We start from the raw sequence: 24,189 nt of genomic DNA on the forward strand, positions 1-24,189 counted from the left end.
CCTTCTTGATCTGGCCTCTTAGGCCAGGGATGTTCGAGAGGTTTCCGGTCTTGCCGCGGTCCTCGTGCCGCGCAAGACCGGACGATCATTCGGCTGCAACTGCGGCCGTCGGCACGGTCATTTTCTTCCAGGGCGCGTCGTAAAGATCCCAGACCGGATTGTTGATGGCGAGATCCATGTCGCGGGCGAAGATGGCGAAGCCGTCATAGCCGTGATAGGGGCCGGAATAATCCCAGGAGTGCATCTGGCGAAACGGGATGCCCATCTTCTGCACCGGATACTTCTCCTTGATGCCGGAGCCGACCAGATCGGGGCGGATCCGCTCGATGAACGTGTCCAGTTCGTAACTGGTCGCGTCGTCATAGATCAGCGTGCCCGTCTTCACGTAGTGGCCGGTGCGCTGATAGTCGTCGTTGTGGGCGAATTCGTAGCCGGTGCCGACGATCTGCATGCCGAGGTCCTCATAGGCGGTGATGACGTGGCGGGGGCGCAAACCACCGACATAGAGCATCACTCGCTTGCCCTGGAGGCGCGGCCAGTACTTGTCGATCACGGCGTCGACCAGCGGCCGGTACTTGGCGATGACCCTCTCGGCCCGTTCTTCGATCGTCGGGCCGAAATGCCTGGCTATCTTGCGCAGAGAGGCTTCGATCTGGGAGGGGCCGAAGAAGTTGTATTCCATCCAGGGGATGGCGTATCTTTCCTCCATGTGCCGGCAGATGTAGTTCATCGACCGGTAGCAGTGGATGAGGTTGAGCTTGGCCCTGGGGGCCCGCTCCACTTCCGCGAGCGTGGCGTCGCCCGACCAGTTGCCGACGACGCGCAGCCCGATCTCCTCGAGCAGGATGCGCGACGCCCAGGCGTCGCCGCCGATGTTGTAATCGCCGATGACGTTGACATCGTAGGGACCGGTTTCGAACTCGACGTCCGTCTTGTCGTCCGCCTTGTCGAACACCCAGTCGCGGATGGCGTCGTTGGCGATGTGATGGCCGAGCGACTGCGAGACGCCGCGGAAGCCTTCGCAGCGCACCGGCACGATCGTCGTTTCGTGTTCGACGGCCTTCTTGCGCGACACCGCTTCGATGTCGTCGCCAATCAGGCCGATCGGACATTCGGACTGGATGGTGATGCCGTTGTTGAGGGGAAACAGCTCCTCGATCTCGTCGATGACCTGTTCCAGCTTCTTGTCGCCACCAAAGACGATGTCCTTCTCCTGAAAGTCGGAGGTGAACTGCATCGTCACGAAGGTGTCGACGCCGGTGGTGCCGACATAATAGTTGCGGCGCTGCGACCAGGAATACTGACCGCAGCCAACCGGGCCGTGCGAGATGTGGACCATATCCTTGACCGGGCCCCAGACCACGCCCTTCGAGCCCGCATAGGCGCAGCCGCGGATCGTCATCACCCCGGGGATCGACTTGATGTTCGACTTCACGTCGCATTCGGAGAGGGTCTCGCCCTCCTCCCCGACCGCCTCGCGGTCCGATGCGACACTGAGGTGCTTTTGGCGACGCTTGGCCGCCTTGTGTGGGTACTGCGACAGCACTTGCGTGATCAGCTCCTGATGGAGCGCACTGTCATTCTCGTAATCGAGGCTCATTGGGCCTGCCCCCTTTTTTGCGTGTCCTCCAAGAAGAGGCACCATTGGTGGAATGTCGCACCGGATCACCGTCCCGGGCAGCGTCTGCGGCGGCGGTCACTGGGCCGCTGCCGCCGCTTCCTTGGCCTGAAGTTCGGCAAGCATCTGCTCGTCGGTCTTCATGACGCCGAAATCGAGCAGCATGTCCTCCAGCTCCTCCATGGTGATCGGGGTCGGGACGGTGCCCTGGCCGGAATTGGCATGGATCTTGTCGGCCAGCGCGCGATACTCCGCAGCCTGTTGCGACTCCGGGGCATACTGGATCACCGTCATCTTCCTGAGCTCGGCGTGCTGGACGATGTTGTCGCGCGGCACGAAGTGGATGAGCCTGGAATTGAGCTTGGCCGCCAGCGCCTCGGCGAGATCGAGCTCGCGGTCCGTCTGGCGCTCGTTGCAAATCAGCCCGCCGAGCCGCACGCCGCCCGAATGGGCGTATTTGAGGATCCCCTTGGCGATGTTGTTGGCGGCATAGAGCGCCATCATCTCGCCGGACATGACGATGTAGATTTCCTGCGCCTTGTTCTCGCGGATCGGCATCGCGAAGCCGCCGCACACCACGTCGCCCAGCACGTCGTAGGAGACGTAGTCGACATCGTCATAGGCGCCATTTTCCTCCAGGAAGTTGATCGAGGTGATGACGCCGCGGCCGGCGCAGCCGACGCCCGGTTCGGGGCCGCCGGACTCGACGCATTTGATGCCCTTGTAGCCGACCTTGAGCACGTCCTCGACCTCGAGATCTTCCACCGATCCCTCCTTGGCCGCCAGATGCAGGACCGTGTCCTGCGCCTTCGCGTTGAGGATGAGCCGGGTGGAGTCGGCCTTGGGATCGCAGCCGACGATGAGGATCTTCTGCCCGAGGTCGACAAGGGCGGCGAGCGTGTTCTGCGAGGTGGTGGACTTGCCGATACCGCCCTTGCCGTAAAACGCGATTTGACGCAGACCTGCCATGTTGCTTTCCTTCGTTGTTCGAAACCATCGCGGTTGCCCCGCAACACGAATACAGCGGCAGCTTCAAGCCGCCTGCACAAGAGTGGCTACAAGACCCGTGCCAAGTCGAGGAGGGTGAGCCCAGCAGAAGCTGGTTTACTTTCTTTTACAGCTACTTAGATTAGGAGAAGTAGCCGACCCAGACGCAAGCCTGTGTCGCGGAGCCGACAATTTCACAAACAATTGTCGAAAGCGTTGCCTATCAGGCGCTCGGAGCCCACTGCCGCTGATCAGGTACAAGCCGCGGGTTTGGGGAGCATCTTCTCGGAGGCTTTGCCAGCCCTAAGTGTCCGCCGTCCGATCAAGTTTGCTTAAGATGGCTATTTCCGGCCCTCGTCCGATTAAAATCGCGGACTGAACTATCGGAGCTCAAATGCGTACTGCCGCCGGTAGCCTGCTTGTCTGTCGTGCGAATGGTATGCGACCCATGACGCCCATGAGCCACTTTCACGAGGAGTTCAGCTGTAATCTGTGCCGACATTTACGATGGCTTTTGAAACTTGCCGGGCATTCTGACGGCGCCTGAGGAAGTGAGCTGACCCGAAGGTCAGGACGGTATAAACTCAAGCCTGCGACTGCCCGAGAGATTTCTGGACTGCCGGGATTATCTTGTCTCCCCAAAGCTCGATCTGGCGCAACATCGTGTTTTGGTCAAAATCTCCCAGCTGGGTCTGAATTGCAATCTGGTCCGGCTTCAAGACATCGATCTCCTCCAGAAGGCGATCAATCACGCGATTGATACTGCCAATGGGCAGGTTCTTGCGCATAGTGTCGAACGATAGATCCTGATGCGTCGGCATCTCCTCCAACATATAGCCGTCCTTACTTTGTTGCCGACGCTGTCGCAGTGCCTCGGACAGCCGGCGCTGGAAGCGGGCGTTATCGATATAGCTGTTGATTTCCGCTCCATCATCACTGGCATAGCAGCACCGCAGTAGCGATACCTTGGAGTCGCGAACCTCCTTGCCCTCGGATGCAGCGGCGGTCTTAATGATGCCACGCAGCAAGCCCAGAGTTTCCAAGCCGTCATGGAGAGCCGTGACGAAAAGATTGTGACCCTCACGATAGGCTCGGGCCATAGTTTTGGAGGATGCGCTAGCAATCCAGATCGGTGGCGTCGGCTTTTGGAGGGTGCGCACCGAAATCGCCGTCGGGGGTATCTGCATGTAGCGACCGCTGTGGGTGAAGATTCTTTGCTTTAGTCCCTTCAGCAAAATGTCCAGGCATTCCGAAAAGATGGCCGGCGCCTCATCTATATTGACGCCGAAGCGGTCGAACTCGAACTGCTGGTATCCCGAGCCAACGCCGAGTTCGAGTCGACCGTTGGCAACGACGTCGACAAAGCCGATTTCCGCCAGCAGGCGCTGTGGTTGGTAGAGCGGCAGCACGCAGACTGCGGTTCCGAGCCGAATGGTGCTCGTCAATCCGGCACAGTGGGCTACCATCAGTAATGGCGACGGGACGAGACTGTAGTTGTTGAAGTGGTGCTCGGCGAACCAGGCTGTGCTGAAGCCAGCCTGCTCCGAAAAAATTGCCTGCTCTATCGAGTTGCGGACGACGCTAGCGGAAGACTGATGATAGCCGCGCTGGGCAGCGAGAATGAACGTTGCGAACTCCATGGTGTCTCCTTGTTTTCGGATCTGGAATCGCGCAGTCGTGGGTCGCGCCTCGATTGACGAGAAGGTTTCCCTATGGCCCTGCTCATGGCCCCCTAACGCATTCAGAGCGCCAAGCGCTAAAAGCGTGCAAATGCAATTCAGGGAGAGAGCAACCGCCATCGCGCCGCCGGCCGGCGCTGCGGCCTCATCTCCGTCGAAATTGCTCCATCGACTTCGCTGCCCCACCCCGCTTCTCTGGACGAGATCAAGCCTCCGTCCACGTGCAGGATCGAGCCGTTGATGTAGGAGGCATCAAACGAGGCCAGAAAGTAGGCAGCCTCGGCGACTTCTTCTGCGTCCCCGACCCTGCCCAAAGGAATTCGCTGTCGGAGCGAAGCCGAATCCATGCCGGCGACCGCTGCCAGCCGGTTGGCGGCACATGTGCGGATGTAACCTGGAGCGACTGTGGCTGTGCGGATGCCCAATGGCCCGAGTTCGGCCGCCATGCAGCGGGTCAGCATGTCTATGCCAGCATTGTATGCTCCATAGGCGTGACTTGGCGCGAGCGGTGAAAGGCTTAAACTTGACCCGAGATTCAGGATTACGCTGCCAGAGCGCATCGATATGGCGGCCTCGCGAACGCAGGTGAAGGCGCCAGTAAGATTGACATCCAGTATGCGTTTGAGGACTTCCGGCGACTCCTCGATATTGGGGACGAGTATCTCATTCATGCCGTTGACGAAGACGTCGAGGTGGCCGAAGCGCTCCCGCAATTCTTCGAAGAGCGAGACTACCTCGGTTTCGACGGTCCTGTCCACGCGCCTTGACAGGTGCTTGTCGCCGAGCAAGCCGGCGAGCTTTACCGCTTCTTCACCGTCTCCGTCGGCGATCACAACCGTGTCGCCGTTTTCGGCAAAGCGCCGAGCGATGGCCGCGCCTACGCCTGTAGCGCCGCCCATGACGATCACTGTTCGCGCATCGGTGTCCTCGACCGGCCGCATGAATTCTGCTCCGGGCGTCCTATCCTGAGCCTGATGGGCACCACCCGGTTGGTTGACTGACATCCAGCCCCCATCGACCACAAGCGTCGACCCGGTTATGTAGCTCGCCTGTGCGCTCGCCAAAAAGCGCACGGCCCGCGCGATTTCGTCGGGGCGCGCTATTCGGCCCAACGGTACGCGGCGCCTTATCGCGCTGACGTCGAGCTTGCCAGCGCGTTCCAATTCGGCAACCATAGGCGTGCGCACGTGACCGGGCGCTACCGCTGTCACACGGATGCCGCGCGATGCCCATCGGCACGCCAGCGATTTCGTGATTGAGATCAGACCAGCTTTCGAAGCGGCGTAGGCACTGCGCTTCGGATTGCCGAGCAGCCCAGCCAGCGAAGCGACATTGACGATGGCGGCGCCAGGTTTCATCAGCTTCGCGGCTTCGCACGCCATCGAATAAGCCCCGACAAGGTTTATCGCTAGAGCGCCTTGAAAATCTTCGAGAGCAGTATCGGCGGTCGCAGCCATGGTCGGCCCAATCCCCGCATTATTGACGAGCACTTCAATCCGCGAGAATCGTTTTTCCAGAAGGGCACGCAATGCGACGACATCGTCCTCTCGCGACACGTCAACCTCGAGGCCAAGATGGGGCTCTCCGAGATTTTGGCCAAGTTCGATTACGCCGCTGTCCGGGAGGTCCACCGCGACAACGACATCTCCATTCGCGGCAAAAATATCGACGAGCGCGCGGCCGATACCCCCTGCGGCACCTGTGACGACGATGACCCGCCCTGGCTGAACCTGGCGATCGTCCATGCGTCTCTGTGCTCCACGGGCTCGGCCTCGAGGAATCGGAGGGTAGCGCAGTCGTATCATGGTTATTCTTCTCCACTGCCGATCAGGTCCTTTGGATGATTTTTCGCAGCAACTCGCCGCTTCGAAAGTTCGTAAACGGGATCATTCGGATGCGGTGCCCCAATCGGTTGGCGAGGACCGAACCGCTCTGCTTCCGAGGACTTCGGTGGTCTCTGTTTCTCAACCCAATCATAGACTACCGTCCGTTCGACGATGCGCCACTCCCCTTCCCTTTTCTGAAACAGATCACAGTAGCGTCCGCACAAGAGCACCTGCTTTATCTCGCCTGTTGCGTCGGGACCGCGCTGCAGCGCGGTGAAATAACTCTCGACGGCGGCCTCTGTCGCGCCCAGGAACTCAATGATTATGTTCGCAAGCTGGTGGATGTTGCGCGGCTTAGTTTTGAAGACGTTGAGTGCATGCTGAATAAACCCTGCGGCAGAGCCGGAGTAGCTTCCGTGATTGTCGCGTGCATCGGGCCAATAACAGCTGCGCAGTGCAGCCTCGTCTGCCCGGTCGATTCCTCGACAGTAGCGATGGAGACAGTCGCGGATTGCTTCTCGGTCGAATAGATTGGTTATGCTTTCTTCATTCATCATGGTGCGGTGAGATGCGGTAAGCGATGAAGACTTGGGAGCGATCGGCGCTTCATTGCTACCGCCTCGCCCGTCCAATCAGGCCCAAGTTAGGATGATATTACTGATCCCGAATACATGGCCGCCATGAGTTATCGGCGCCGTACCTTCCTTGATGCGGAAAGCTGGGATGCGCGCTAACCATTCACGTAGGCCAATGACGATTTCTCGCCGTGCGAGATGCGCTCCGTGGCAAAGGTGTGGTCCATAGCCAAAGGCGGTGTGCTGATTATCCTGTCGTGCCAGATCGATAGTGTTGGGGCACTTAAATTCAGACGGATCTCGATTAGCAATCATCGCGGGACAGGAAACATAATCACCCTCACGGATAGGCACGCCTTCGAACTCGGTGTCCTTCGTGGCCACGCGGATTATCTGAACGGTTGAATAGGCGCGCAGCAGTTCCTCAGCGGCGAGCCCGAGCCGATCCGGTTCGTTTCGCAACAACTCCTGGTGCTTTGGATTGCGTGCAAGATAGGCCATGTCAAAGCCAATGGCGGCGGCAACCGTGTCGAGCCCCGCGACCAAGAAAAGCACACCGATGCCGCGGACTTCCTCTTCTGTTAAAGAGCGGCCCTCGATTTTCGCCTGCAGGGCGAAGGTCATGAAATCGACGGCTGGCGACTTGCGGCGCATCGCTGCCATTTCGTCAATAAAGGCCACGACCGAGCGGGCTGCTGCCGTTCGCTTTTCTGCATTGCCGTGGAGCAAATCGCTTACCCAGCCGACAAGTACTTCGGATCGCCTCTGGGAAAGTCCCAGAAAGCTGAGGAAAACGCTGACCGTAAAGGGCAAGGCGAAATCCTTCATCACGTCACAGCTGGTCTTCTCTTTCGCAATGCAGTCGATCAGCGCGCCTGCTCTGGCATGGATAGTCGGCTCCAGCGCCAACACCCGCCTGGATGAGAACAGAGGGTTTAGCAGTGCACGAAACACTCCATGGGCCGGGGGGTCCAATTCGAGGGGGATGACCGGCCAGTTTTCGCCAAGTGCCGAGGCGAAGATGCTGCGATGGCTGGAAAAGGTCTCTGTATCCTCAAGGACCCGGCGCTGGTCTCTCGCCCGTGTTATGACCCAGGTACCTCGTCCATCGCGCGTGTTGGAAGGAGAGTAAAAGATCGGCGGGCCATTATCATGAACGCAAGCCACGGCGGCGTGCGGATCCCCGTTAGGCGTCGGCGCCATGCCAGGCGACGTGAAAAGACTGAAGTCCCGCACCAGTGCGGGCGGAACATGATCTGGAATGGGGTTGGTCTTCACTCGCTTTCTCCTTAAGTCACTCATAAGCTTAGCGGACCGCCGAAGACCTGAGCGGAATGATCGGGAGCAATTCGACGGGAATCGCGCCCCCCTGGGCGACCGGCAAGAGCACGATCTGCGGAGTTGGTTGCAACAAACAGCACTTTTTGTCCGAGTTCAACAGTGTCACTCCGCTGACTTGACAAACCCGACATGGTCTCGACCGGCGCCTTGCCTGCAAGGGTGGTTGCAAGCTGCGCCGGGGCAAGCTCGCCTTCCCACTTCGCCACCACAATCGTTGCGACCGCATTGCCGATTATGTTGGTGAGCGCCCGGCACTCGGACATGAAGCGGTCGATGCCGAGGATCAGCGCCATGCCGGCGACCGGCACGGAGGGAACCGCGGAGAGGGTTGCGGCAAGCGTGATGAAGCCAGCGCCGGTAATGCCAGCTGCCCCCTTCGAACTCAGCATGGCGATGAGGAGCAGCAGGATCTGATCGCCGTAGGAGAGCGGCGTATCGGTCGCCTGGGCGATGAAGAGCGCCGCGAGCGTCATGTAGATGTTGGTGCCGTCGAGGTTGAATGAGTAGCCGGTCGGAATGACTAGGCCGACAACCGAGCGCTTGCAGCCTGCCTTCTCCATCTTGCTCATCAGCCCCGGCAGCGCTGCTTCCGAGGAGGACGTCCCGAGCACGAGCAGCAGTTCTTCCTTGATGTAGCGGATGAGCGCCACGATCGAGAAGCCGTTGTAGCGTGCGACCGCGCCGAGCACCATGAAGACGAACAGGAACGAGGTGAGATAGAAGGTGCCGATCAGCATCGCGAGATTGGCAATGGATGCCACGCCGTACTTGCCGATGGTGAACGCCATAGCACCGAAGGCGCCGATCGGGGCGGCCTTCATCAGGATCGCCACCAGCCGGAAGATCGGCAACGTCAGCGCGTGCAGGAAATCGACGACGGCCTCGGCCTTCTTGCCGACCATCGCGAGCGAAATGCCGAAGAGGACCGAGGTGAACAGTACCTGGAGGATGTTGCCCTCGGCGAAAGCACCGACCAGCGTCGTCGGGATGATGTTCATGAGAAAGCTGGTGACCGACTGCTCATGCGCCTTCTCGGCATAGCTCGTGATCACCTTCATATCGAGCGAGGCCGGATCGATATGCATGCCCGCACCCGGCTGGACGATATTCGCGACGATGAGGCCGAGAATGAGCGCGAGGGTGGAAAAGGTCAGGAAGTAGATCATCGCCTTGCCGGCGACGCGGCCGACCTTGGCGAGATCGGTCATGCCGGCAATGCCGGTCGCGACCGTCAGAAAAATCACCGGCGCGATGATCATCTTGACGAGCATGATGAAGGCGTCGCCGAGCGGCTTCATCTTGGAGCCGACATCCGGATAGAAATACCCGAGCAGGATGCCCACGGCGATCGCCGCGAGGACCTGGACGTATAGATGTCTATAAGGGGGTGTCTTGCCGCGGACCACCGCCACGTTTTCTACGATCAAGATGATTTCCTCCACTTGGTGCATGCGCACTCGTAATCCGCGCATGCAGAGATGACGAAAAGGCCTCCCAGCCGTCTATAGCCGGCCTAGGCGGCGCTTAAGCTCAGCCTCTCCGCCAACTTTCCCGACCGGTGAAGCACTTTCGCCTTCCTCAGGGCCAAAGCAGCTCTCCAATTCCTTGCATTGCGGGCAAGAAGGCGCCGTGCACAGCGAATAGCCCTCGGCCTCACACAGCTTGCGATAAAAGTACTTCTTCCACCGCATGTTTTGGGTATTGCCGGCTGCAAGCGTTGGGAAATGGCTGGCGAGCAATCGGCTGAGTTCGACTCGATCAAAAAGACCAAGCTCCCTCCAGAGATGGTCGTGGCGCAAGGCACGCCGGGCTATGATTTTGGCGAAAAGCACGCTCGCCGAATCGCCCGCTCGAGCATGCGCGAGCAGCAGACCGCGCAGAAGTTCCTCCTCGGGGCCGGGCTCCGAATCTCTTACCTCTTCCAAGCGAAAAACATGAATAGTTGGGGCGGGAAAACTGCGGTTCAGGATGTCCCGCAGCTCTACTTGCGAAAGACCAGTTGCCTCTGTTGCCGTTGCCTCGCCGGCATCGATTTCCTCGAGTGCACGCGAAAGGACACATGCAAGCACGTACTGGTCGAAATCCATTTCGAGGTCCGTAGGCGGCCATGGTTCGAGGTCCAGCAATTCGGATAACTGTCGCCAACCGGGCCGATCGGTCATTCTGATTCCGAGTGTTACTCTCCCTTTCGACAAAGCGCGGACCTCAGCTAGATTTGACATGTTCCCATCCTTCCCTGCTTTCGTTCCACACGAGGGCGCCCCAGAGATGCCTGCACGGCAATTGTGCCCCCCGGGGGCGTTTCAAAATTCGTGCCAATCCAGTCTACTGAGCCGAAGGGTTAAGTTCGTGCGTTCCATTCAAAGGCTGAACGGAGGTCTGTAGGAAGCAGGGGGAAATGCGGCCGTGTCGGAAGGGCGACAAAGGCGACATGATGTCGGCCCTCTGACAAGAGCACGGGTCGAGTTTCTTAACCGGAAACGCGGAACGGTCGATTCGGCAAGTTCCTGTTAAAATGAACTTTGCAGGCGGCACGTTGATACGCGCGGCCGCCGCAGCTTGTCGCAGACGGGTTGAGCCACGAGAAGGTGTGTGCGCGTCCAGTTTACGCCAATAGCCAGTCCGCGCACAAGATTGCCATGCCCGTACCGAAGCAGTGCTGTTTGAGCTTGGATCTAAAGTGGCACGCCGCTTGCTGTCTGTTCGTTGGCCGACGAGCTGATTATTCAAGTAACGGTGCTTCGCCAGAGGGTCCAGAGGCGGCGAATGCTCAGTTCTTTTTTCGAAGGAGCGATGCTCAATGCCTGTGAAAAAAAGAATCCCTTTCGTTGCCTTTCGCACGCGTGTTCGCGACGAGACAATAGGAGGGCCAAACCCATACCGATGGGAAGTCAGAACAACCGAGGATTACTTCAGTGGCAAGCGCGTCGTTCTGTTTTCGCTTCCCGGTGCGTTCACCCCGACCTGCTCAACTCAGCAATTGCCTGACTTTGAGAGACTTTACGACGAATTCCGGAAGGTAGGAATCGAAGCGGTCTACTGCCTGTCAGTTAATGACGCCTTCGTCATGAACGCATGGGGCAAGGCGTTGGGCTTAGAGAAGGTCAGGCTTATCCCGGATGGTTCGGGCGAATTCACTCGCAAGATGGGCATGCTGGTTGCAAAGGACAATCTCGGCTTCGGAATGCGCTCGTGGCGCTACGCTGCCGTGGTCAATGATAGCGTGGTGGAGCAATGGTTCGAAGAAGAAGGTTTCTCGGACAACTGCGAGTCCGATCCTTATTCGGCATCTTCTCCGCAGAACATTCTTGAAACGCTGAGGACTTTCGATACCGCACGTCTCGGTCGTGTCCCGATTAAATTTTGATTTTTGCCATGTGAGCTATCCAGTCTGATGTTGCGGAGCCGGTGCTGACAGTGAGCGCCGCAGCTACCCACTGAGCAGCCCTCAGCGCAATTTCATGAACCCCGCGCAGCAGGAAAATCGCCGCTCAAGGTGACTTGCCGGTCTGCTCGCGGACGATCCCTCGATCCATTGAGCTAATGCGTGCCATCGAGATAATCGATTTCACCGAGATACTGCTTCCTGCTATGCCGCTTTTCGGGCACGGAACCGAAGTTAAAGGCGAGTTCCCATGAGCAAGTCTGTCATCACAATTGATGTCGTGATCGAACTCGCGTTCGCAAGAGGAGCATTTGGCCTATGTACACCGACATGAAGGAATTGCGCCGGAGCAGTTCATGCTGCGGCACGGGACGGTACGGCACATTCCCGCTGAGGGTTTAGTTTCCTTCAATCGACCGGGTATCCAATCTCCGCGCCGGAGTCTCAGCAGCCCCTGCCGAGGATAAACGTCGATGCTCGGCGCGTCGCGGAGAGCCTCACACGAACTCGGTTTAACACCCAAATGTCGTAACTACGACTGTGTCGTACAAACGACATGGCTGTGTTTGAACAACGTGTTGTTTTCGTGATGGTTTCTGGTTGGCACACTAGGTGCATCGTTCGCAAGCGACTCGAAACCAGGAGAAACGAACCCATGATAACGCTCACCGACAGTGCGATTGCCGCAATAAAGTTCGCGCTTTCACAGACTTGCGAGCCGGCGGATGGGCTACGCATCAAAGTGGAAGCGGGCGGCTGCTCGGGTTTTAAATACCACCTGGGCTTGGACCGCGAGTCGCGCGACGGCGACGCTGTCATTGAGGCGGGTGGGGTCAAGGTGTACGTAGACTCAGCTTCTCAACCTCATGTCAGCGGCATGACTGTGGACTTCACCACGGGTGTCGATTCCCCCGGATTCATCTTTGAGAACCCCAACGCGCGAGAGAACTGCGCCTGCGGGAAGTCTTTCGGCTGATCGCATCAACAGAGGGGAACGAGAATGCTAGGTCATCCACGAGAGGGATCAGCAACACACTTCATGCTGTCGCTTTCCGCGCACAAGTTCCAGGGGCCGAAGAGCTTCGGGGCACTTTACATAAAGCGGGAGTTTGCAACCACTTCGCCGTTATCACGTCGGATCTTTAGGATGCTAGAGGAGCGCAAGCGGACCAAAGCAGTGCGCCTAACCGCACATTTGTCATTGGGACTCGGCCTAAAATCATCGGGAAACGACACGTACGGAGCGGTTGCGACGATTCGATGTCATGAAGCCGACAACGCTATCACGCAGGCCGCCGTCCTGTGTGCCGAAAAAGCTCCTTAGATTTCATGGGCTTCTTGAACCACAGTTGGTTGGCATGGTTGGTGCTTGGAAGGGAGGCGAAAGACGTCATCTTACATGCGATCGGAGCCAGAGAGACCTCATGCACATCGTAGTCTGTATCAAGCAAGTCCCGGATTCGGCGCAGATACGCGTCCATCCGGTGACGAACACGATCATGCGCCAAGGCGTGCCGACTATCATCAACCCTTACGACCTGTTTGCCCTCGAACAGGCACTCCAAGTGCGTGACCACCATGGCGGCGAGGTCACGGTGCTCACCATGGGCCCGCCCATGGCCGAGGAATCTTTACGCAAGGCGCTCACTTATGGCGCAGACCGCGCGATACTTCTGACCGACCGGCACTTTGCCGGCTCCGACACGCTGGCGACTTCATTTGCTCTTTCTCAGGCAATCGCGAAGATTGGCAATAGCTTTGGATCGCCTGATATCGTCTTCACAGGTAAGCAGACGATCGACGGCGATACCGCCCAGGTCGGCCCCGGAATAGCCAAGCGCCTCGACCTCGTGCAGTTGACCTATGTCGCAAAGGTCACTTCCATTGATCTCCGCACGCGCGCGATTACGGTCGAGCGTCGCTCGGAAGGCGGCACGCACGTCCTGAAGAGCGAATTGCCTTGCCTGATCACCATGCTGGAAGGATCGAATGCCATTCGCCGCGGCTCACTTGATGATGCCTTGCGGGCCGCACGCAGCGAAATCGTCAAGTGGAATGCGGTGGAGGCTGGCATTGAAGACATCACAAAATGCGGGCTGCGCGGTTCGCCGACGGTCGTCAAGCGGGTCTTTGCCCCTACCCCGCGCGAGCAAAAAGCGGTGCAGATCGACACCGTCGAGAAGGCAGTGCAGGACGTAGCTAACGAGCTGGTCACTTCAATCTTCGCCCATCAGCCGGCACTGGAGCACGAGCTCTCCTCCACTCGTAGCGTGAGCAGATAGGAGCAGATTATGGGAACTCGAAAAAGTAAAGCACCACCACCGGCCCAAGCCCGTGCCAGCATGAAAAAGGACCTGCCTGAGCAATTCAGAGACTACCGGCACGTCTGGGTTTTCATGGAGCTGGAACGCGGCCATGTCCACCCGGTCTCGTTCGAACTTCTCGGCGAAGGCCGCAGACTTGCCGACCAACTGGGGGTTCAGCTCGCAGGTATTATTCTCGGGCCTCCGGGGGATTCTACCTTGCACGCCGCTGCTGAGGCCTTCGCCTATGGTGCGGATCTGGTGTATCTCGTCGAGGAGCCGCTGCTCACGGATTATAGAAACGAGCCTTTCGCCAATGCACTGACAGATCTGGTCATTACCCATAAGCCAGAGATTCTGCTTCTCGGTGCGACGACGCTGGGTCGCGACCTCGCCGGTTCCGTCGCGACCACACTGCTGACGGGGCTTACAGCCGACTGCACCGGACTTGATGTCGACGAGGACGGTTCGCTTGCAGCTACCCGGCCCACGTTCGGTGGCTCGTTGCTTTGCACGATTTATACGCTCAATTGCCGGCCCCAAATGGCAACTGTGCGGCCAAGGGTCATGCGCATGCCACAGCGGTCAAACAAGCCGATCGGGCGGGTAATCAGGCACGATTGGCGGATGTTGGAGGAAGATATCGTCACGAAGGTCGTCGGTTTCCTTTCCGACGACCGATCGGGCAACGCCAATCTCGCCTATGCGGATGTGGTGGTTGCCGGCGGGCTGGGCCTCAGCAATGCAGAGAACCTGCTGCTTATCAAAGACCTCGCGCTGACGATCGGCGGTGACTACGGCTGTTCCAGGCCGCTCGTCCAAAAGGGCTGGATGCCAGCTGATCGGCAGATCGGCCAAACTGGAAAAACGATCCGCCCGAAGCTCTATATAGCGGCTGGAATATCAGGCGCGGTCCAGCACCGCGTCGGTGTCGAGGGAGCTGACCTGATTGTCGCTATCAACACCGATCCACACGCGCCCATCTTCGATTTCGCCCATGTCGGTGTTGTCACCGATGCTGTCAGCTTTCTGCCGGCGTTGACGGAAGCTTTCACCAGACGGTTGGCGCCGGCCAATCGTCTGAGACTTGTGAACTGAGGTAAAACCTATGACCGAGGAAAGATTCGACGCCATCGTCGTCGGTGCCGGTATGTCTGGAAACGCGGCTGCATACACCATGGCAAGTCGCGGTCTAAAAGTGTTGCAGTTGGAGCGCGGAGAATATCCGGGCTCCAAGAACGTCCAAGGCGCTATCTTGTACGCCAACATGCTGGAGACAATCATTCCCGATTTCCGGGATGATGCACCTCTTGAGCGGCATCTGGTCGAGCAGCGATTCTGGGTAACGGACGATACGTCACACACCGGAATGCACTACCGGTCGGACGACTTCAATGAGCCGGCGCCAAACCGTTACACGATCATTCGTGCCCAGTTCGACAAGTGGTTTTCGCGGAAAGTCCGAGCGGCGGGCGCGATAGTTTTGTGCGAGACGACGGTGACGGAACTGGCTCTCGATGCTGCCGGCAAGGTGATAGGCGTCCATACCGATCGAGCGGGTAGCGTCATCCATGCGGACGTGGTCGTGCTCGCCGAAGGCGTAAACGGCCTCCTCGGCACGAGAGCACGATTTCGCAAGGTGCCGAAACCCGAAGCCGTGGCACTCGCTGTCAAGGAAATGCATTTCCTACCGGAAGAGGTCATCAATGAACGCTTCGGCCTTACCGGCGATCAAGGCTGTGTTATTGAGGCGGCAGGGACAATCTCGCGCGGAATGGCCGGCTTGGGATTCCTCTACACCAACAAGGAATCGATCTCGCTTGGCATCGGCTGCCTTGTCTCCCATTTCGCAGCGACCCTGGAAAGTCCTTACGCGCTACTTGACGCATTCAAGAACCACCCATCAATCCGGCCGCTACTTGCGGGCTCGGAGATTAAGGAATATGCGGCGCACCTCATTCCGGAGGGCGGATTCAAGGCAATTCCGCAGCTCTTTGGCGATGGCTGGGTCGTGGTTGGCGACGCGGCGCAGCTCAACAACGCCGTGCACCGCGAGGGCTCGAACCTCGCCATGACGTCGGGCCGCATCGCCGGCGAGGCGATCGCCGCAATCAAGAGCCGAAAACACCCGATGACGAGTGACAATCTCTCACTTTACAAGGCCATGCTGGACAAGTCTTTCGTTCTGAAAGACCTCAGAAAGTACAAGGACATGCCCGCCCTGCTCCACACGAATTCACGCAATTTCTTCACGACTTATCCGCAGTTGATGTCGCAAGCGGCGCAAAACTTCGTGCGCGTCGACGGCACACCCAAGATCGAGAAGGAAAGAGCGACCACAGCCGCTCTTATTAAAGCGCGTTCGCGATGGGGACTGGTCAGCGACGCAGTCCGCTTGGCACTGGCATGGCGCTAAAGGGGAGCATTGAGATGACAGCTTCAGTCGTTCGCATTGAAGACAAGCTTTACCAAAACCGTTACCTGGTGGACGCGGGGCGGCCGCACATCAAGGTGCGGCAGCATCAGTCTCCGAGCCCAAACCTGCTTGCGCTGACCGTTGTTTGCCCCGCGAAATGCTACGAGGTGAATGAAGACGGCCAAGTAGAGGTTACTGCGGATGGATGCATGGAATGCGGGACATGTAGAGTGCTGTGCGAAGAGAGCGGTGACATTGATTGGAGCTATCCGCGAGGTGGATTCGGTGTGCTCTTTAAATTCGGATGACTTGCATCTCACTTTTGTCTAACAAGATGGTTACGTTGACGGGCGCTCACAGGTGCAATCGCAAGCACTTGATAATGTCAGCAAGGCGGCATTTTCTCGTAGGGAGCCAAGAGCCGTTCGTACGACGCTCAGGGTGTTTCCTCGTAAGAATTGGCTCGATGAGTGTATGACTGAATTATCCCCTAAAACCATGCACAAACGGGACTTGGGGTGCAGCGGTCTCTATCGGATATCGAAGGTTTTGATCACTTCAGCCAGCCTCGAGATCAAGCTTGCCAATGTGATTAACACCCTCCCCGCACTTTTGCCAATGCGGCGCGGCGCAATCGTCGTTGTGGGCGCTGAAGGAGAGCCCGAGACAACTGCGACGTTCGGGGTTGAGCCTCCATCATCAGGCGCGCGCCACATTGCTGCGAAGGCTGCAATAGATAGAATCGTCGCAAAAGGTGCGCCGCTGGTCGTACCGGACACTTGCAGGTCGGAACTGTTCCAGGATGAGCTTCAGAGTATCGTGAGCGGCACTGGCCTAGTCACCTTCATTGGTGTCCCGATGAAGGCCGATCAAGAAACGCTTGGAACATTATGGATCGACCGCGCCAAGGATGGCGCAGCCACCAGAACACAATTTGAGGAAGAGGTGCGTTTCCTGTCGATGGTCGCCAACCTTGCGGCCCGAGCGGTTCGGCTGGATGGCCACGAGAGCCGCGATAGTCGGCCGATCGGCGAGGAGGGCGATCGCAAGATTAGTGCAGGCGACAAGGAACTGCCTGAACCAACCCGACAACGGCCTACGAGAATCGACTGGATTGTCGGGGAAAGCCCCGCACTCAGGCAAGTGGTTGAAAGCGTCAAAGTCGTTGCACAAACCAACTCTGCGGTGCTCCTCAGGGGCGAAAGCGGCACAGGCAAGGAATTCTTCGCAAAGGCAATCCACGAGCTTTCACCTCGCAGAAAAAAGCCGTTCGTGAAGTTGAATTGCGCGGCACTGTCTGCAGGCGTCCTGGAATCGGAACTGTTTGGGCATGAAAAGGGCGCCTTTACGGGGGCCATCTCTCAGCGCGCAGGCCGTTTCGAACTGGCGGATGGCGGGACGCTCCTGCTCGACGAGATTGGCGAGATCTCGCCGGCCTTTCAAGCGAAACTGTTGCGCGTCTTGCAGGAAGGAGAGCTTGAGCGAGTTGGCGGCACAAAAACGCTCAAAGTGGACGTCCGACTCATATGCGCCACCAACAAGGACCTGGAGACGGCGGTGGCCGAGGGGGAGTTCCGGGCTGACCTTTATTATCGCATCAATGTAGTGCCTCTCTTTTTGCCGCCTCTCAGGGAGCGAAATGGAGATATTCCACGCCTTGCGAAGGTTTTCCTCGACCGGTTCAACAGGGAAAACAATCGCAATCTCGAATTCACGCCTGCGGCACTCGAGATCCTGTCGAGATGCAAATTTCCCGGCAACGTCCGAGAGCTTGAAAACTGCGTCCGCCGGACCGCCACTCTCGCGCGTTCGGGGACGATTGTTCCATCGGATTTCTCCTGCCAGAATGCCCAGTGCTTTTCTTCAATGCTCGGGAAAACCGCTGATAGACCGCTTGGCACCCATTCGCTCAACGGATTGACTATGAGCAGACGTTTGCCAGTCGAATCGCCGGTCGGTCTCGGTTACCCCAATAGTCCTGGCGACTTAACGGTGGCACCAAATCTAACGAACCGCGAGCTTCTCATCAGCGCGATGGAGAAGGCCGGCTGGGTTCAGGCGAAGGCAGCTCGGATCCTCGGCCTCACACCGCGGCAAGTCGGCTATGCTTTACGCCGGCATGGTATACAGGTGAAGAAGATCTAAATTCGGTGAGCCCACTTATCATGGGCGTGGCCACCCGTCTTCCTCAGGCGCGCAGGTCTATTGTCCAATTTGGCAGCTTCCTGTCGCGACTTCGACAAAACCCGCTTCGGAGCATTGGCCTAAATCGAACACGGAACGCCAATCCTTTGAAATTCCCATCTTATTGTGTTGGCACAGCGCTTGCAGGTCCGACAACGACCCTTTGTCACCAGTGGAGCCGTTCGATGAGTGCACCAATAACGTGGCTTGAAAGCCTGACCAACACGACATCCTCTGGGCAGTTGCTGACAGCCGCAAAATCCGGTGACTGTGCATCCTCGTCCTGCGGTTCGTCCTCACGGCCAACCGACATGGATTCGGCCACCTGGGAGAAGGTCAAGGATCACCCTTGCTTTTCAGAGGAAGCGCACCACTATTTCGCCCGTATGCACGTCGCAGTCGCGCCAGCCTGCAATATCCAATGCAATTACTGCAATCGTAAATATGATTGCGCCAACGAAAGTCGGCCTGGTGTCGTGTCGGAAAAGCTGACACCGGACCAGGCGCTGCGCAAGGTGATTGCGGTTGCCAACGAAGTCCCGCAGCTTTCCGTTCTCGGCATCGCGGGTCCGGGCGACGCTTGTTACGACTGGAAAAAGACAAGGGCGACTTTCGAACGCGTCGCAAGCGAGATCCCCGACATCAAGCTATGCATTTCCACCAATGGACTTGCCCTGCCGGAGCATGTCGACGAGTTGGCGGAAATGAACATCAGTCACGTGACAATCACCATCAACATGGTCGATCCCGCAGTCGGCGAGAAGATCTACCCGTGGATCTTTTATGGCCATCGCCGCTACACTGGCATCGCCGCTGCCAAAATCCTGCATGAGCAGCAGATGTTGGGACTTGAGATGTTGAGCGAACGCGGCATCCTCACGAAGGTCAATTCGGTGATGATCCCCGGCGTCAATGACCAGCACCTCATCGAAGTCAACAAATGGGTCAAGGAGCGCGGCGCGTTTCTGCACAACGTCATGCCGCTGATTTCCGAACCGGCCCACGGCACCTGGTTTGGCCTGGCCGGACAGCGCGGCCCAAATGCGCTCGAACTGAAGGCGTTTCAGGATCGTCTCGAAGGCGGTGCCAAGCTGATGCGTCACTGTCGACAGTGCCGTGCCGATGCAGTCGGCCTTCTCGGCGCTGATCGTGGCCAGGAGTTCACGCTCGACCAGATTCCGCTCGAACTTGATTACGACGGTGGCAAGCGACACGCCTACCGGGAGGTAGTTGCACGCATACGCGATGACCATTCAGCGGCTAAGAAGGAGGCGATCGCAACGGTCGCATCAGTGAACATCCCTGGTTCGCTTCAAGTGGCTGTTGCGACCAAGGGCGGAGGACGCATCAACGAACATTTCGGCCATGCGAAGGAGTTCCAGGTTTACGAAGCCTCGCAAACAGGGATCAAGTTCGTGGGGCACCGTAAGGTCGAGCCGTATTGCCATGGGGGCTGGGGCGAGGACGCCACGCTCGGCGACATTATCGCCGCACTCGAAGGCATCGATTTCGTGCTTTGCGCCAGGATCGGAGATTGCCCCAAAAAGCAGCTCTTGGAAGCTGGAATACAGGCAACGGACGCCTTTGGCTATGATTATATCGAAGCCGCGATCAGCGCTCTTTACGCCACTAAGCATGGTTCCGACCGATCGCAGCTAACCGCTTGAGGCGGCTCACCCGACCGAACCAGGAGTTCAATGATGGCCTACAAAATCATCGCATCCCAATGCACCCAGTGCGGCGCCTGCGAGTTCGAATGCCCTTCCAGCGCCATCGAGTACAAGGGCGAGAAGTACGTGATTGATCCTGACAAATGCACCGAATGCAAGGGAGCTTTCGAGCTACAGCAATGCGCCTCGGTATGTCCGGTGCCGAAGACCTGCGTGCCGGCTTAAGCGCCGAATGCAGTGGCCAGGCCTCCGCGCGCGGCAGGCCCTGGTTTTCCCTGCGTAGCCCCGACAATGAAAGGAATGGCGATGGGTCTTGGACGCGAAGAGGAGGTCGAAATCCATAATCCTCCACGTTTCATGCCGGGTGAGAAAGTCTGTGCCACACGCCACATCAAGAATGACGGCACCTACCCGGGCAAGGAAATCGGAGAACGCCTCGTCAGGAAAGGCGACGCGGGTTTTATACGCGATGTGGGGACCTTTCTCCAGCAGTTTTACATCTATGCCGTCGATTGGATTGATCGCGGCATCGTCGTCGGAATGCGTGCGCGTGAACTGATGAGCCTCGACGAGGTCTCAACCCTGGCAACTGCTGAATGCACTGATCGGAGCGAAGGAAAAGCCCGATGAAAGTAACAATCCGCAGAACTGGCAATGGTTTATCAGCGTATGTTCCCAAGAAGGATCTGGAAGAGCCGATCGTCCAGGTTGAGAATGAAGGCCTATGGGGCGGCATTGTGGTGCTCAGGAACGGCTGGCGGCTCTTATTGCCTGATCTTCCGAAGGACACTCAGTTACCCGTCACCGTCGAGGCAAAGAAGATGGTGGATGATGCAGCGCAAAGAAAAACATCATGAATACAACACAGACTTCCGGTCTGCTCGTTCGGAGCAGCCTTGCCGAAAGTGGTTTGAACTGGCGTGGCTGGACCTGCGGTTTCGAATGCCTCCGACAGCGCTATTGCCTCCGATCTGCTTGATGCCTTCTTGCCAACGCGCCCTCGAGCATCCGTCCCTTGCCCTTGCCCTTGCTTAAGCTTAACGACGCAGTGCGCCTGTTGGCCGAAGGGTACTCAAGGTCCCGGCGGCGCAATCGGTCCAGCGGGCGCCTGCGTGGCGACCCAAGCCCACTGATGAAGGAGTTCACAATGACGACCGGAAAGGCAGCTATCCTGCGCCGCCCTTGGGAGCTGAAGTCTAAGGACCGCACGCGCCGAACCGCTTGTCACGTGCGAGGTTTCGACCAGCGCGCTTAAGGGCGTTACCGTCTTGGGCGTCGGCGTCCCAATCGGCCTGCGGAGATCGCGTGATGGTTCTCGACGCCAAGCGATCGCACAAATCGGCGACGTCCACTGCGTGCTTATCCCGACGACGCGGCCTCGATCCGGCAAGGGCGCCGCACCGCAATCCGCTCGGCAATTCAATTGATGCGTGTCTATTTCGATCGCGCACAAACGTCACACATTCCGAGGCTGTGGCGTCCTATGGTCTATGATGCGTAATCCGGGTGCGTCAGTTCAGTTGCGACATTTTCCCTGACTCTCGCGCTGGCAGCGTTTGGCGGCTGGGTTATGTGGCATTTCGATATGCCGCTCGCCTGGCTCGCCGGCGCAATCATCGCCACCGGCGTGGGTGCGCTGTTCGGGCTGCCTGTGGCTATCCCTCCCTTCGCTCGACTGCCAATGACCGCCGCTATTGGCGCAATGCTCGGAACGTCGTTCTCGCCTGCAGTGTTCGAGCATGCCGGTTGGTGGCCTAGCGGTGTTCATCGTGGCCGCGAGCGCATTGGGCTACATCTATTTCCGGCGTGTGGCGGGATTTGACCATCCCACGGCCTTTTTCTCGGCAATGCCGGGAGGCGTTGTCGACATGGTGACACTCGGCCTGGAACGCGGCGGCGACGAGAAGAAGATCGCGCTCGTCCAGACCACTCGGATCATCTTGGTGGCACTTTCCTTGCCGTTCCTGATACCGAGCGTTGCCGGAGGCGCGCCGCATGGCACCCGCGTCGCTTTCGTTCCGCTCGCGAGCTTCTGCGTCAAGGACGTTGTGTGGTTCTCCGCAGCCGTTTTGCTCGGAGTGGTTGCCGGAAGATTGCTGCGCCTGCCAGCGCGCTATTTGCTCGGGCCCATGTCTGCAAGTGCCATCATGCATTGGGATTGACGCAATTCGAGTTGCCGACTGCGGCACGCGCCGTGGCGCAAGTCGTCATCGGGGCAACCATCGGCTGCCGTCTCGCAATGCCGCCGCCTCGAAAGATCGTGGAAGTCATCGGCTTGTCCTTCGGCTCTACAATCCTGTTTTGTCCGTGACGCTGGTCTTCGCGAGCGTTCTCTCCTTCCTGACAGGAGACCGGTTCACCGCTCTCATGCTCGCCTACTCGCCGGGAAATGTCGCCGAGATAAGCCTCATTTCTTTGTCGCTTGGCGTCGAGATGCCCTATGTTGTCCTCCATCAAATTGTCCGGCTCTTTCTGGTAGCAGCAGGAGCAGCGGCCGTGTTTCGGTGGGTGAAGCGCTAAAGAGGTCGGAATTCCCTGCAAGGCTACATAGGTTCGCGTGGTGCTGAAATCGGCGGGTCATGCAGATGGTGGGCGAAACCTTCGCCCGTGTTCTCTTCCCCAATCCTGACGCGCGACCTGCTCGGAGCCTGATGACCATCCTTATGTCTAACTGTTAGTAAGGCCGAACTTTTAACCTCCTTGGAGTGCGCCCTTTGGGCTGGACATGTATCAGGCTGCGGATTTGCCAGTTTTGGGGCGAGCCACCTCAACGGGCGTTATGATTTCCGGTGGATGTGGTTCTGTGCGTCAAGTTCAGGAAATTGAGGTGGGCATGGCGCTGGACATGCGGCGCGAAGCAGAATGTCTTGGACGGCGGCGACGGCAGTCCGATCTTCAGTCTTGGTCGGTTGAGTTCCTCGTGGGGGCATCAGGTGACGGGAACATCACCGGCCTGCCACCGCCCCTCTCAGAGAATTTGCAGAACTCTCAGCACATTACCGTGAATCTTTACGGAGCTTGGAGCAAAAGATCGCGCGTCCGTCGAAGTGCATCGGCGCTGCTCCTGGTTCGCACAGTCTATTCTAACGCTGCCTATGAGATTCTACCTTCCTAAGTAGGTGCACGGGGCCGACGCTGCCGTTTAAAGGTTCCAGGCCACCGCCAAAACTCCAGTCGTACTAAGGTTTGGGATCCACCTGAGAGCGGGTCGTTGCGGGCATATGGGCCGCACACGTCAGGCGGGGCCATCCTGATGGACTTGTGAACGGTCATGCACCAACTTTCAAGACGGCAGTACTCATACCGCGATCTTTTCAGAGCCTGACTCGAAAAGGTCTCAACAATATCCGTACCTTGCCAAGCGTCGTGTCAGGACCCGGATGTGGGCGATAGTGATCCAAGCCTCGGCTGATGCGATGGACTTCTCCCAATCCTTAGCCAATCGTCGGCATCTGCCAAGCCATGCGAAGGTGCGCTCCACGACCCAGCGCCGCGGCAGAACTTCGAAGCCCTTGGCCTTGTCGGTCCGCTTGACGATCTGGAGAGTGAAGGCAGCGATCTTTTGGAGTGCGCCCTTCAGCTTCGGTCCGGCATAACCACCGTCGGCGAAGATATGTCTCAGCCACGGCCAGCGCTTGAGAATGGTTTTGAGGACGGCAGGTGCGCCGTCGCGATCTTGGATATCGGCGCTGTGAACCCTGAGGCCGACCATCAACCCGAGCGTGTCGACGACGATATGACGCTTCCGTCCCTTGATCTTCTTGCCCGCGTCATAGCCCGAAATTCCGCCGCTTTCCGTGGTTTTCACGCTTTGACTGTCAATCACGCCAGCAGATGGCGAGGCTTCCCGGCCTTCCAATTCGCGCGCCTCCATCACAAGATGATGGTTGATCCGACCCCATAACCCTGTCGCTCGCCATTCGTAGAAATAGGACTGGACAGTTGTAAAAGGCGGAAAATCCTTGGGCATCATCCGCCACTGGCACCCCGTCGTGGCGATGTAAAGCAACGCATTCACGACCTCGCGAAGATCGGTGCTGCGCGGCCTGCCCAACCGCCGCGGTCCAGGCAGGCAAGGCGAGATCAATCCCCATTCCCGGTCCGTCAGATCGCTTGCATACCGCCTTGCGCGTCGGGCATATTGCCGCCGGGTGAAATCAGTCCAGCCCATTGTGGTCTCCGTTCGTCCTAAGCAAACAAACAGA

General features: G+C 58.3%; 21 protein-coding genes and 1 pseudogene. 13 read left to right on the forward strand and 9 right to left on the reverse strand.

The genetic code is table 11. The annotated features are described in order from the left end of the window. Positions 1-85 precede the first annotated feature (85 nt). The 8 genes from nifD to USDA257_RS35065 form a co-directional block, all read right to left on the reverse strand. Positions 86-1,600 carry a nitrogenase molybdenum-iron protein alpha chain gene (gene nifD / locus USDA257_RS31870; RefSeq protein ID WP_014857528.1) on the reverse strand — a complete coding sequence of 505 codons (1,515 nt, stop codon included), beginning with the start codon at positions 1,598-1,600 and terminating at the stop codon, positions 86-88. A gap of 96 nt (positions 1,601-1,696) precedes the next feature. Further along, on the reverse strand, positions 1,697-2,587 hold the full coding sequence (nifH, locus tag USDA257_RS31875) for a nitrogenase iron protein (protein WP_010875130.1): 891 nt from the start codon (positions 2,585-2,587) through the stop codon (positions 1,697-1,699). A 602-nt stretch (positions 2,588-3,189) separates the two neighbouring features. Further along, positions 3,190-4,245, reverse strand: coding sequence for an LLM class flavin-dependent oxidoreductase (locus USDA257_RS31880; protein WP_014857644.1), 1,056 nt, complete (start codon positions 4,243-4,245; stop codon positions 3,190-3,192). Positions 4,246-4,382: 137 nt separating this feature from the next. Continuing rightward, the gene (locus USDA257_RS31885) at positions 4,383-6,029 is read right to left on the reverse strand and encodes an SDR family oxidoreductase (protein ID WP_034859517.1); all 1,647 of its coding nucleotides are present in this window, start codon (positions 6,027-6,029) and stop codon (positions 4,383-4,385) included. A gap of 62 nt (positions 6,030-6,091) precedes the next feature. Further along, positions 6,092-6,664: a nuclear transport factor 2 family protein gene (locus tag USDA257_RS31890; RefSeq protein WP_034859521.1), complete on the reverse strand. Its 573-nt coding sequence runs from the start codon at positions 6,662-6,664 to the stop codon at positions 6,092-6,094. A 78-nt stretch (positions 6,665-6,742) separates the two neighbouring features. Then, on the reverse strand, positions 6,743-7,963 hold the full coding sequence (locus tag USDA257_RS31895) for a cytochrome P450 (RefSeq protein ID WP_014857647.1): 1,221 nt from the start codon (positions 7,961-7,963) through the stop codon (positions 6,743-6,745). A gap of 20 nt (positions 7,964-7,983) precedes the next feature. Next, positions 7,984-9,453: a dicarboxylate/amino acid:cation symporter gene (locus USDA257_RS31900; protein WP_014857648.1), complete on the reverse strand. Its 1,470-nt coding sequence runs from the start codon at positions 9,451-9,453 to the stop codon at positions 7,984-7,986. Between the two features lie 75 nt (positions 9,454-9,528). Continuing rightward, a complete protein-coding gene (locus tag USDA257_RS35065; protein ID WP_014857649.1) occupies positions 9,529-10,248 on the reverse strand; it encodes a nitrogen fixation protein NifQ in 720 nt (239 codons plus the stop codon). Positions 10,249-10,826: 578 nt separating this feature from the next. On the opposite strand from USDA257_RS35065, the gene USDA257_RS31910 reads away from it, so the two are divergent. From USDA257_RS31910 to USDA257_RS38910, 13 genes and pseudogenes are all read left to right on the forward strand, one after another. Beyond that, complete coding sequence (locus USDA257_RS31910; RefSeq protein ID WP_014857650.1) at positions 10,827-11,393, forward strand: peroxiredoxin; 567 nt, start codon at positions 10,827-10,829, stop codon at positions 11,391-11,393. A gap of 673 nt (positions 11,394-12,066) precedes the next feature. Next, positions 12,067-12,387 (forward strand): iron-sulfur cluster assembly accessory protein, encoded by a 321-nt coding sequence (locus USDA257_RS31915; protein ID WP_014857651.1) that lies wholly within the window; start codon positions 12,067-12,069, stop codon positions 12,385-12,387. Between the two features lie 448 nt (positions 12,388-12,835). Next, the gene (locus tag USDA257_RS31920) at positions 12,836-13,693 is read left to right on the forward strand and encodes an electron transfer flavoprotein subunit beta/FixA family protein (RefSeq protein WP_034859514.1); all 858 of its coding nucleotides are present in this window, start codon (positions 12,836-12,838) and stop codon (positions 13,691-13,693) included. 9 nt (positions 13,694-13,702) lie between these two features. Next, entirely contained in the window at positions 13,703-14,812 is a 1,110-nt protein-coding gene (locus USDA257_RS31925; RefSeq protein ID WP_014857653.1) for an electron transfer flavoprotein subunit alpha/FixB family protein, read from the forward strand. Between the two features lie 10 nt (positions 14,813-14,822). After that, complete coding sequence (locus USDA257_RS31930; protein ID WP_014857654.1) at positions 14,823-16,130, forward strand: NAD(P)-binding protein; 1,308 nt, start codon at positions 14,823-14,825, stop codon at positions 16,128-16,130. Positions 16,131-16,144: 14 nt separating this feature from the next. Further along, positions 16,145-16,438, forward strand: coding sequence for a ferredoxin family protein (locus tag USDA257_RS31935; protein WP_014857655.1), 294 nt, complete (start codon positions 16,145-16,147; stop codon positions 16,436-16,438). Between the two features lie 166 nt (positions 16,439-16,604). Next, complete coding sequence (nifA, locus tag USDA257_RS31940) at positions 16,605-18,275, forward strand: nif-specific transcriptional activator NifA (protein ID WP_015633448.1); 1,671 nt, start codon at positions 16,605-16,607, stop codon at positions 18,273-18,275. A 224-nt stretch (positions 18,276-18,499) separates the two neighbouring features. After that, entirely contained in the window at positions 18,500-19,981 is a 1,482-nt protein-coding gene (gene nifB, locus USDA257_RS31945; protein WP_015633449.1) for a nitrogenase cofactor biosynthesis protein NifB, read from the forward strand. 33 nt (positions 19,982-20,014) lie between these two features. After that, entirely contained in the window at positions 20,015-20,209 is a 195-nt protein-coding gene (locus USDA257_RS31950) for a 4Fe-4S dicluster domain-containing protein (RefSeq protein ID WP_034859518.1), read from the forward strand. Between the two features lie 81 nt (positions 20,210-20,290). Continuing rightward, a complete protein-coding gene (locus USDA257_RS31955) occupies positions 20,291-20,614 on the forward strand; it encodes a nitrogen fixation protein NifZ (protein WP_014857659.1) in 324 nt (107 codons plus the stop codon). Beyond that, positions 20,611-20,841, forward strand: a complete 231-nt coding sequence (gene nifT, locus USDA257_RS31960; protein WP_014857660.1) for a putative nitrogen fixation protein NifT — start codon at positions 20,611-20,613, stop codon at positions 20,839-20,841. Before USDA257_RS31955 ends, nifT begins: the two co-directional genes overlap by 4 nt. A gap of 728 nt (positions 20,842-21,569) precedes the next feature. After that, a pseudogene (locus USDA257_RS38905) lies at positions 21,570-22,295 on the forward strand (AbrB family transcriptional regulator). Next, complete coding sequence (locus USDA257_RS38910; RefSeq protein WP_014857666.1) at positions 22,292-22,504, forward strand: AbrB family transcriptional regulator; 213 nt, start codon at positions 22,292-22,294, stop codon at positions 22,502-22,504. The pseudogene USDA257_RS38905 and the gene USDA257_RS38910 overlap by 4 nt, the downstream one beginning before the upstream one ends. An 817-nt stretch (positions 22,505-23,321) precedes the next feature. Here the strand turns inward: USDA257_RS38910 and USDA257_RS31975 are convergent. Next, positions 23,322-24,155, reverse strand: a complete 834-nt coding sequence (locus USDA257_RS31975) for an IS5 family transposase (protein WP_014327878.1) — start codon at positions 24,153-24,155, stop codon at positions 23,322-23,324. Positions 24,156-24,189 lie beyond the last annotated feature (34 nt).

Origin of the sequence: Sinorhizobium fredii USDA 257 (assembly GCF_000265205.3) — a bacterium.
In the GTDB taxonomy this organism is placed as follows: Bacteria; Pseudomonadota; Alphaproteobacteria; order Rhizobiales; family Rhizobiaceae; genus Sinorhizobium; species Sinorhizobium fredii_B.

What these genes read in the sequence shown, in the direction of transcription:
- nifD (WP_014857528.1), bottom strand. Translation starts at nt 1,600, where the DNA reads ATGAGCCTCGATTACGAGAATGACAGTGCGCTCCATCAGGAGCTGATC.
- nifH (WP_010875130.1), bottom strand. Translation starts at nt 2,587, where the DNA reads ATGGCAGGTCTGCGTCAAATCGCGTTTTACGGCAAGGGCGGTATCGGC.
- USDA257_RS31880 (WP_014857644.1), bottom strand. Translation starts at nt 4,245, where the DNA reads ATGGAGTTCGCAACGTTCATTCTCGCTGCCCAGCGCGGCTATCATCAG.
- USDA257_RS31885 (WP_034859517.1), bottom strand. Translation starts at nt 6,029, where the DNA reads ATGGACGATCGCCAGGTTCAGCCAGGGCGGGTCATCGTCGTCACAGGT.
- USDA257_RS31890 (WP_034859521.1), bottom strand. Translation starts at nt 6,664, where the DNA reads ATGAATGAAGAAAGCATAACCAATCTATTCGACCGAGAAGCAATCCGC.
- USDA257_RS35065 (WP_014857649.1), bottom strand. Translation starts at nt 10,248, where the DNA reads ATGTCAAATCTAGCTGAGGTCCGCGCTTTGTCGAAAGGGAGAGTAACA.
- USDA257_RS31910 (WP_014857650.1), top strand. Translation starts at nt 10,827, where the DNA reads ATGCCTGTGAAAAAAAGAATCCCTTTCGTTGCCTTTCGCACGCGTGTT.
- USDA257_RS31915 (WP_014857651.1), top strand. Translation starts at nt 12,067, where the DNA reads ATGATAACGCTCACCGACAGTGCGATTGCCGCAATAAAGTTCGCGCTT.
- USDA257_RS31920 (WP_034859514.1), top strand. Translation starts at nt 12,836, where the DNA reads ATGCACATCGTAGTCTGTATCAAGCAAGTCCCGGATTCGGCGCAGATA.
- USDA257_RS31925 (WP_014857653.1), top strand. Translation starts at nt 13,703, where the DNA reads ATGGGAACTCGAAAAAGTAAAGCACCACCACCGGCCCAAGCCCGTGCC.
- USDA257_RS31930 (WP_014857654.1), top strand. Translation starts at nt 14,823, where the DNA reads ATGACCGAGGAAAGATTCGACGCCATCGTCGTCGGTGCCGGTATGTCT.
- USDA257_RS31935 (WP_014857655.1), top strand. Translation starts at nt 16,145, where the DNA reads ATGACAGCTTCAGTCGTTCGCATTGAAGACAAGCTTTACCAAAACCGT.
- nifA (WP_015633448.1), top strand. Translation starts at nt 16,605, where the DNA reads ATGACTGAATTATCCCCTAAAACCATGCACAAACGGGACTTGGGGTGC.
- nifB (WP_015633449.1), top strand. Translation starts at nt 18,500, where the DNA reads ATGAGTGCACCAATAACGTGGCTTGAAAGCCTGACCAACACGACATCC.
- USDA257_RS31950 (WP_034859518.1), top strand. Translation starts at nt 20,015, where the DNA reads ATGGCCTACAAAATCATCGCATCCCAATGCACCCAGTGCGGCGCCTGC.
- USDA257_RS31955 (WP_014857659.1), top strand. Translation starts at nt 20,291, where the DNA reads ATGGGTCTTGGACGCGAAGAGGAGGTCGAAATCCATAATCCTCCACGT.
- nifT (WP_014857660.1), top strand. Translation starts at nt 20,611, where the DNA reads ATGAAAGTAACAATCCGCAGAACTGGCAATGGTTTATCAGCGTATGTT.
- USDA257_RS31975 (WP_014327878.1), bottom strand. Translation starts at nt 24,155, where the DNA reads ATGGGCTGGACTGATTTCACCCGGCGGCAATATGCCCGACGCGCAAGG.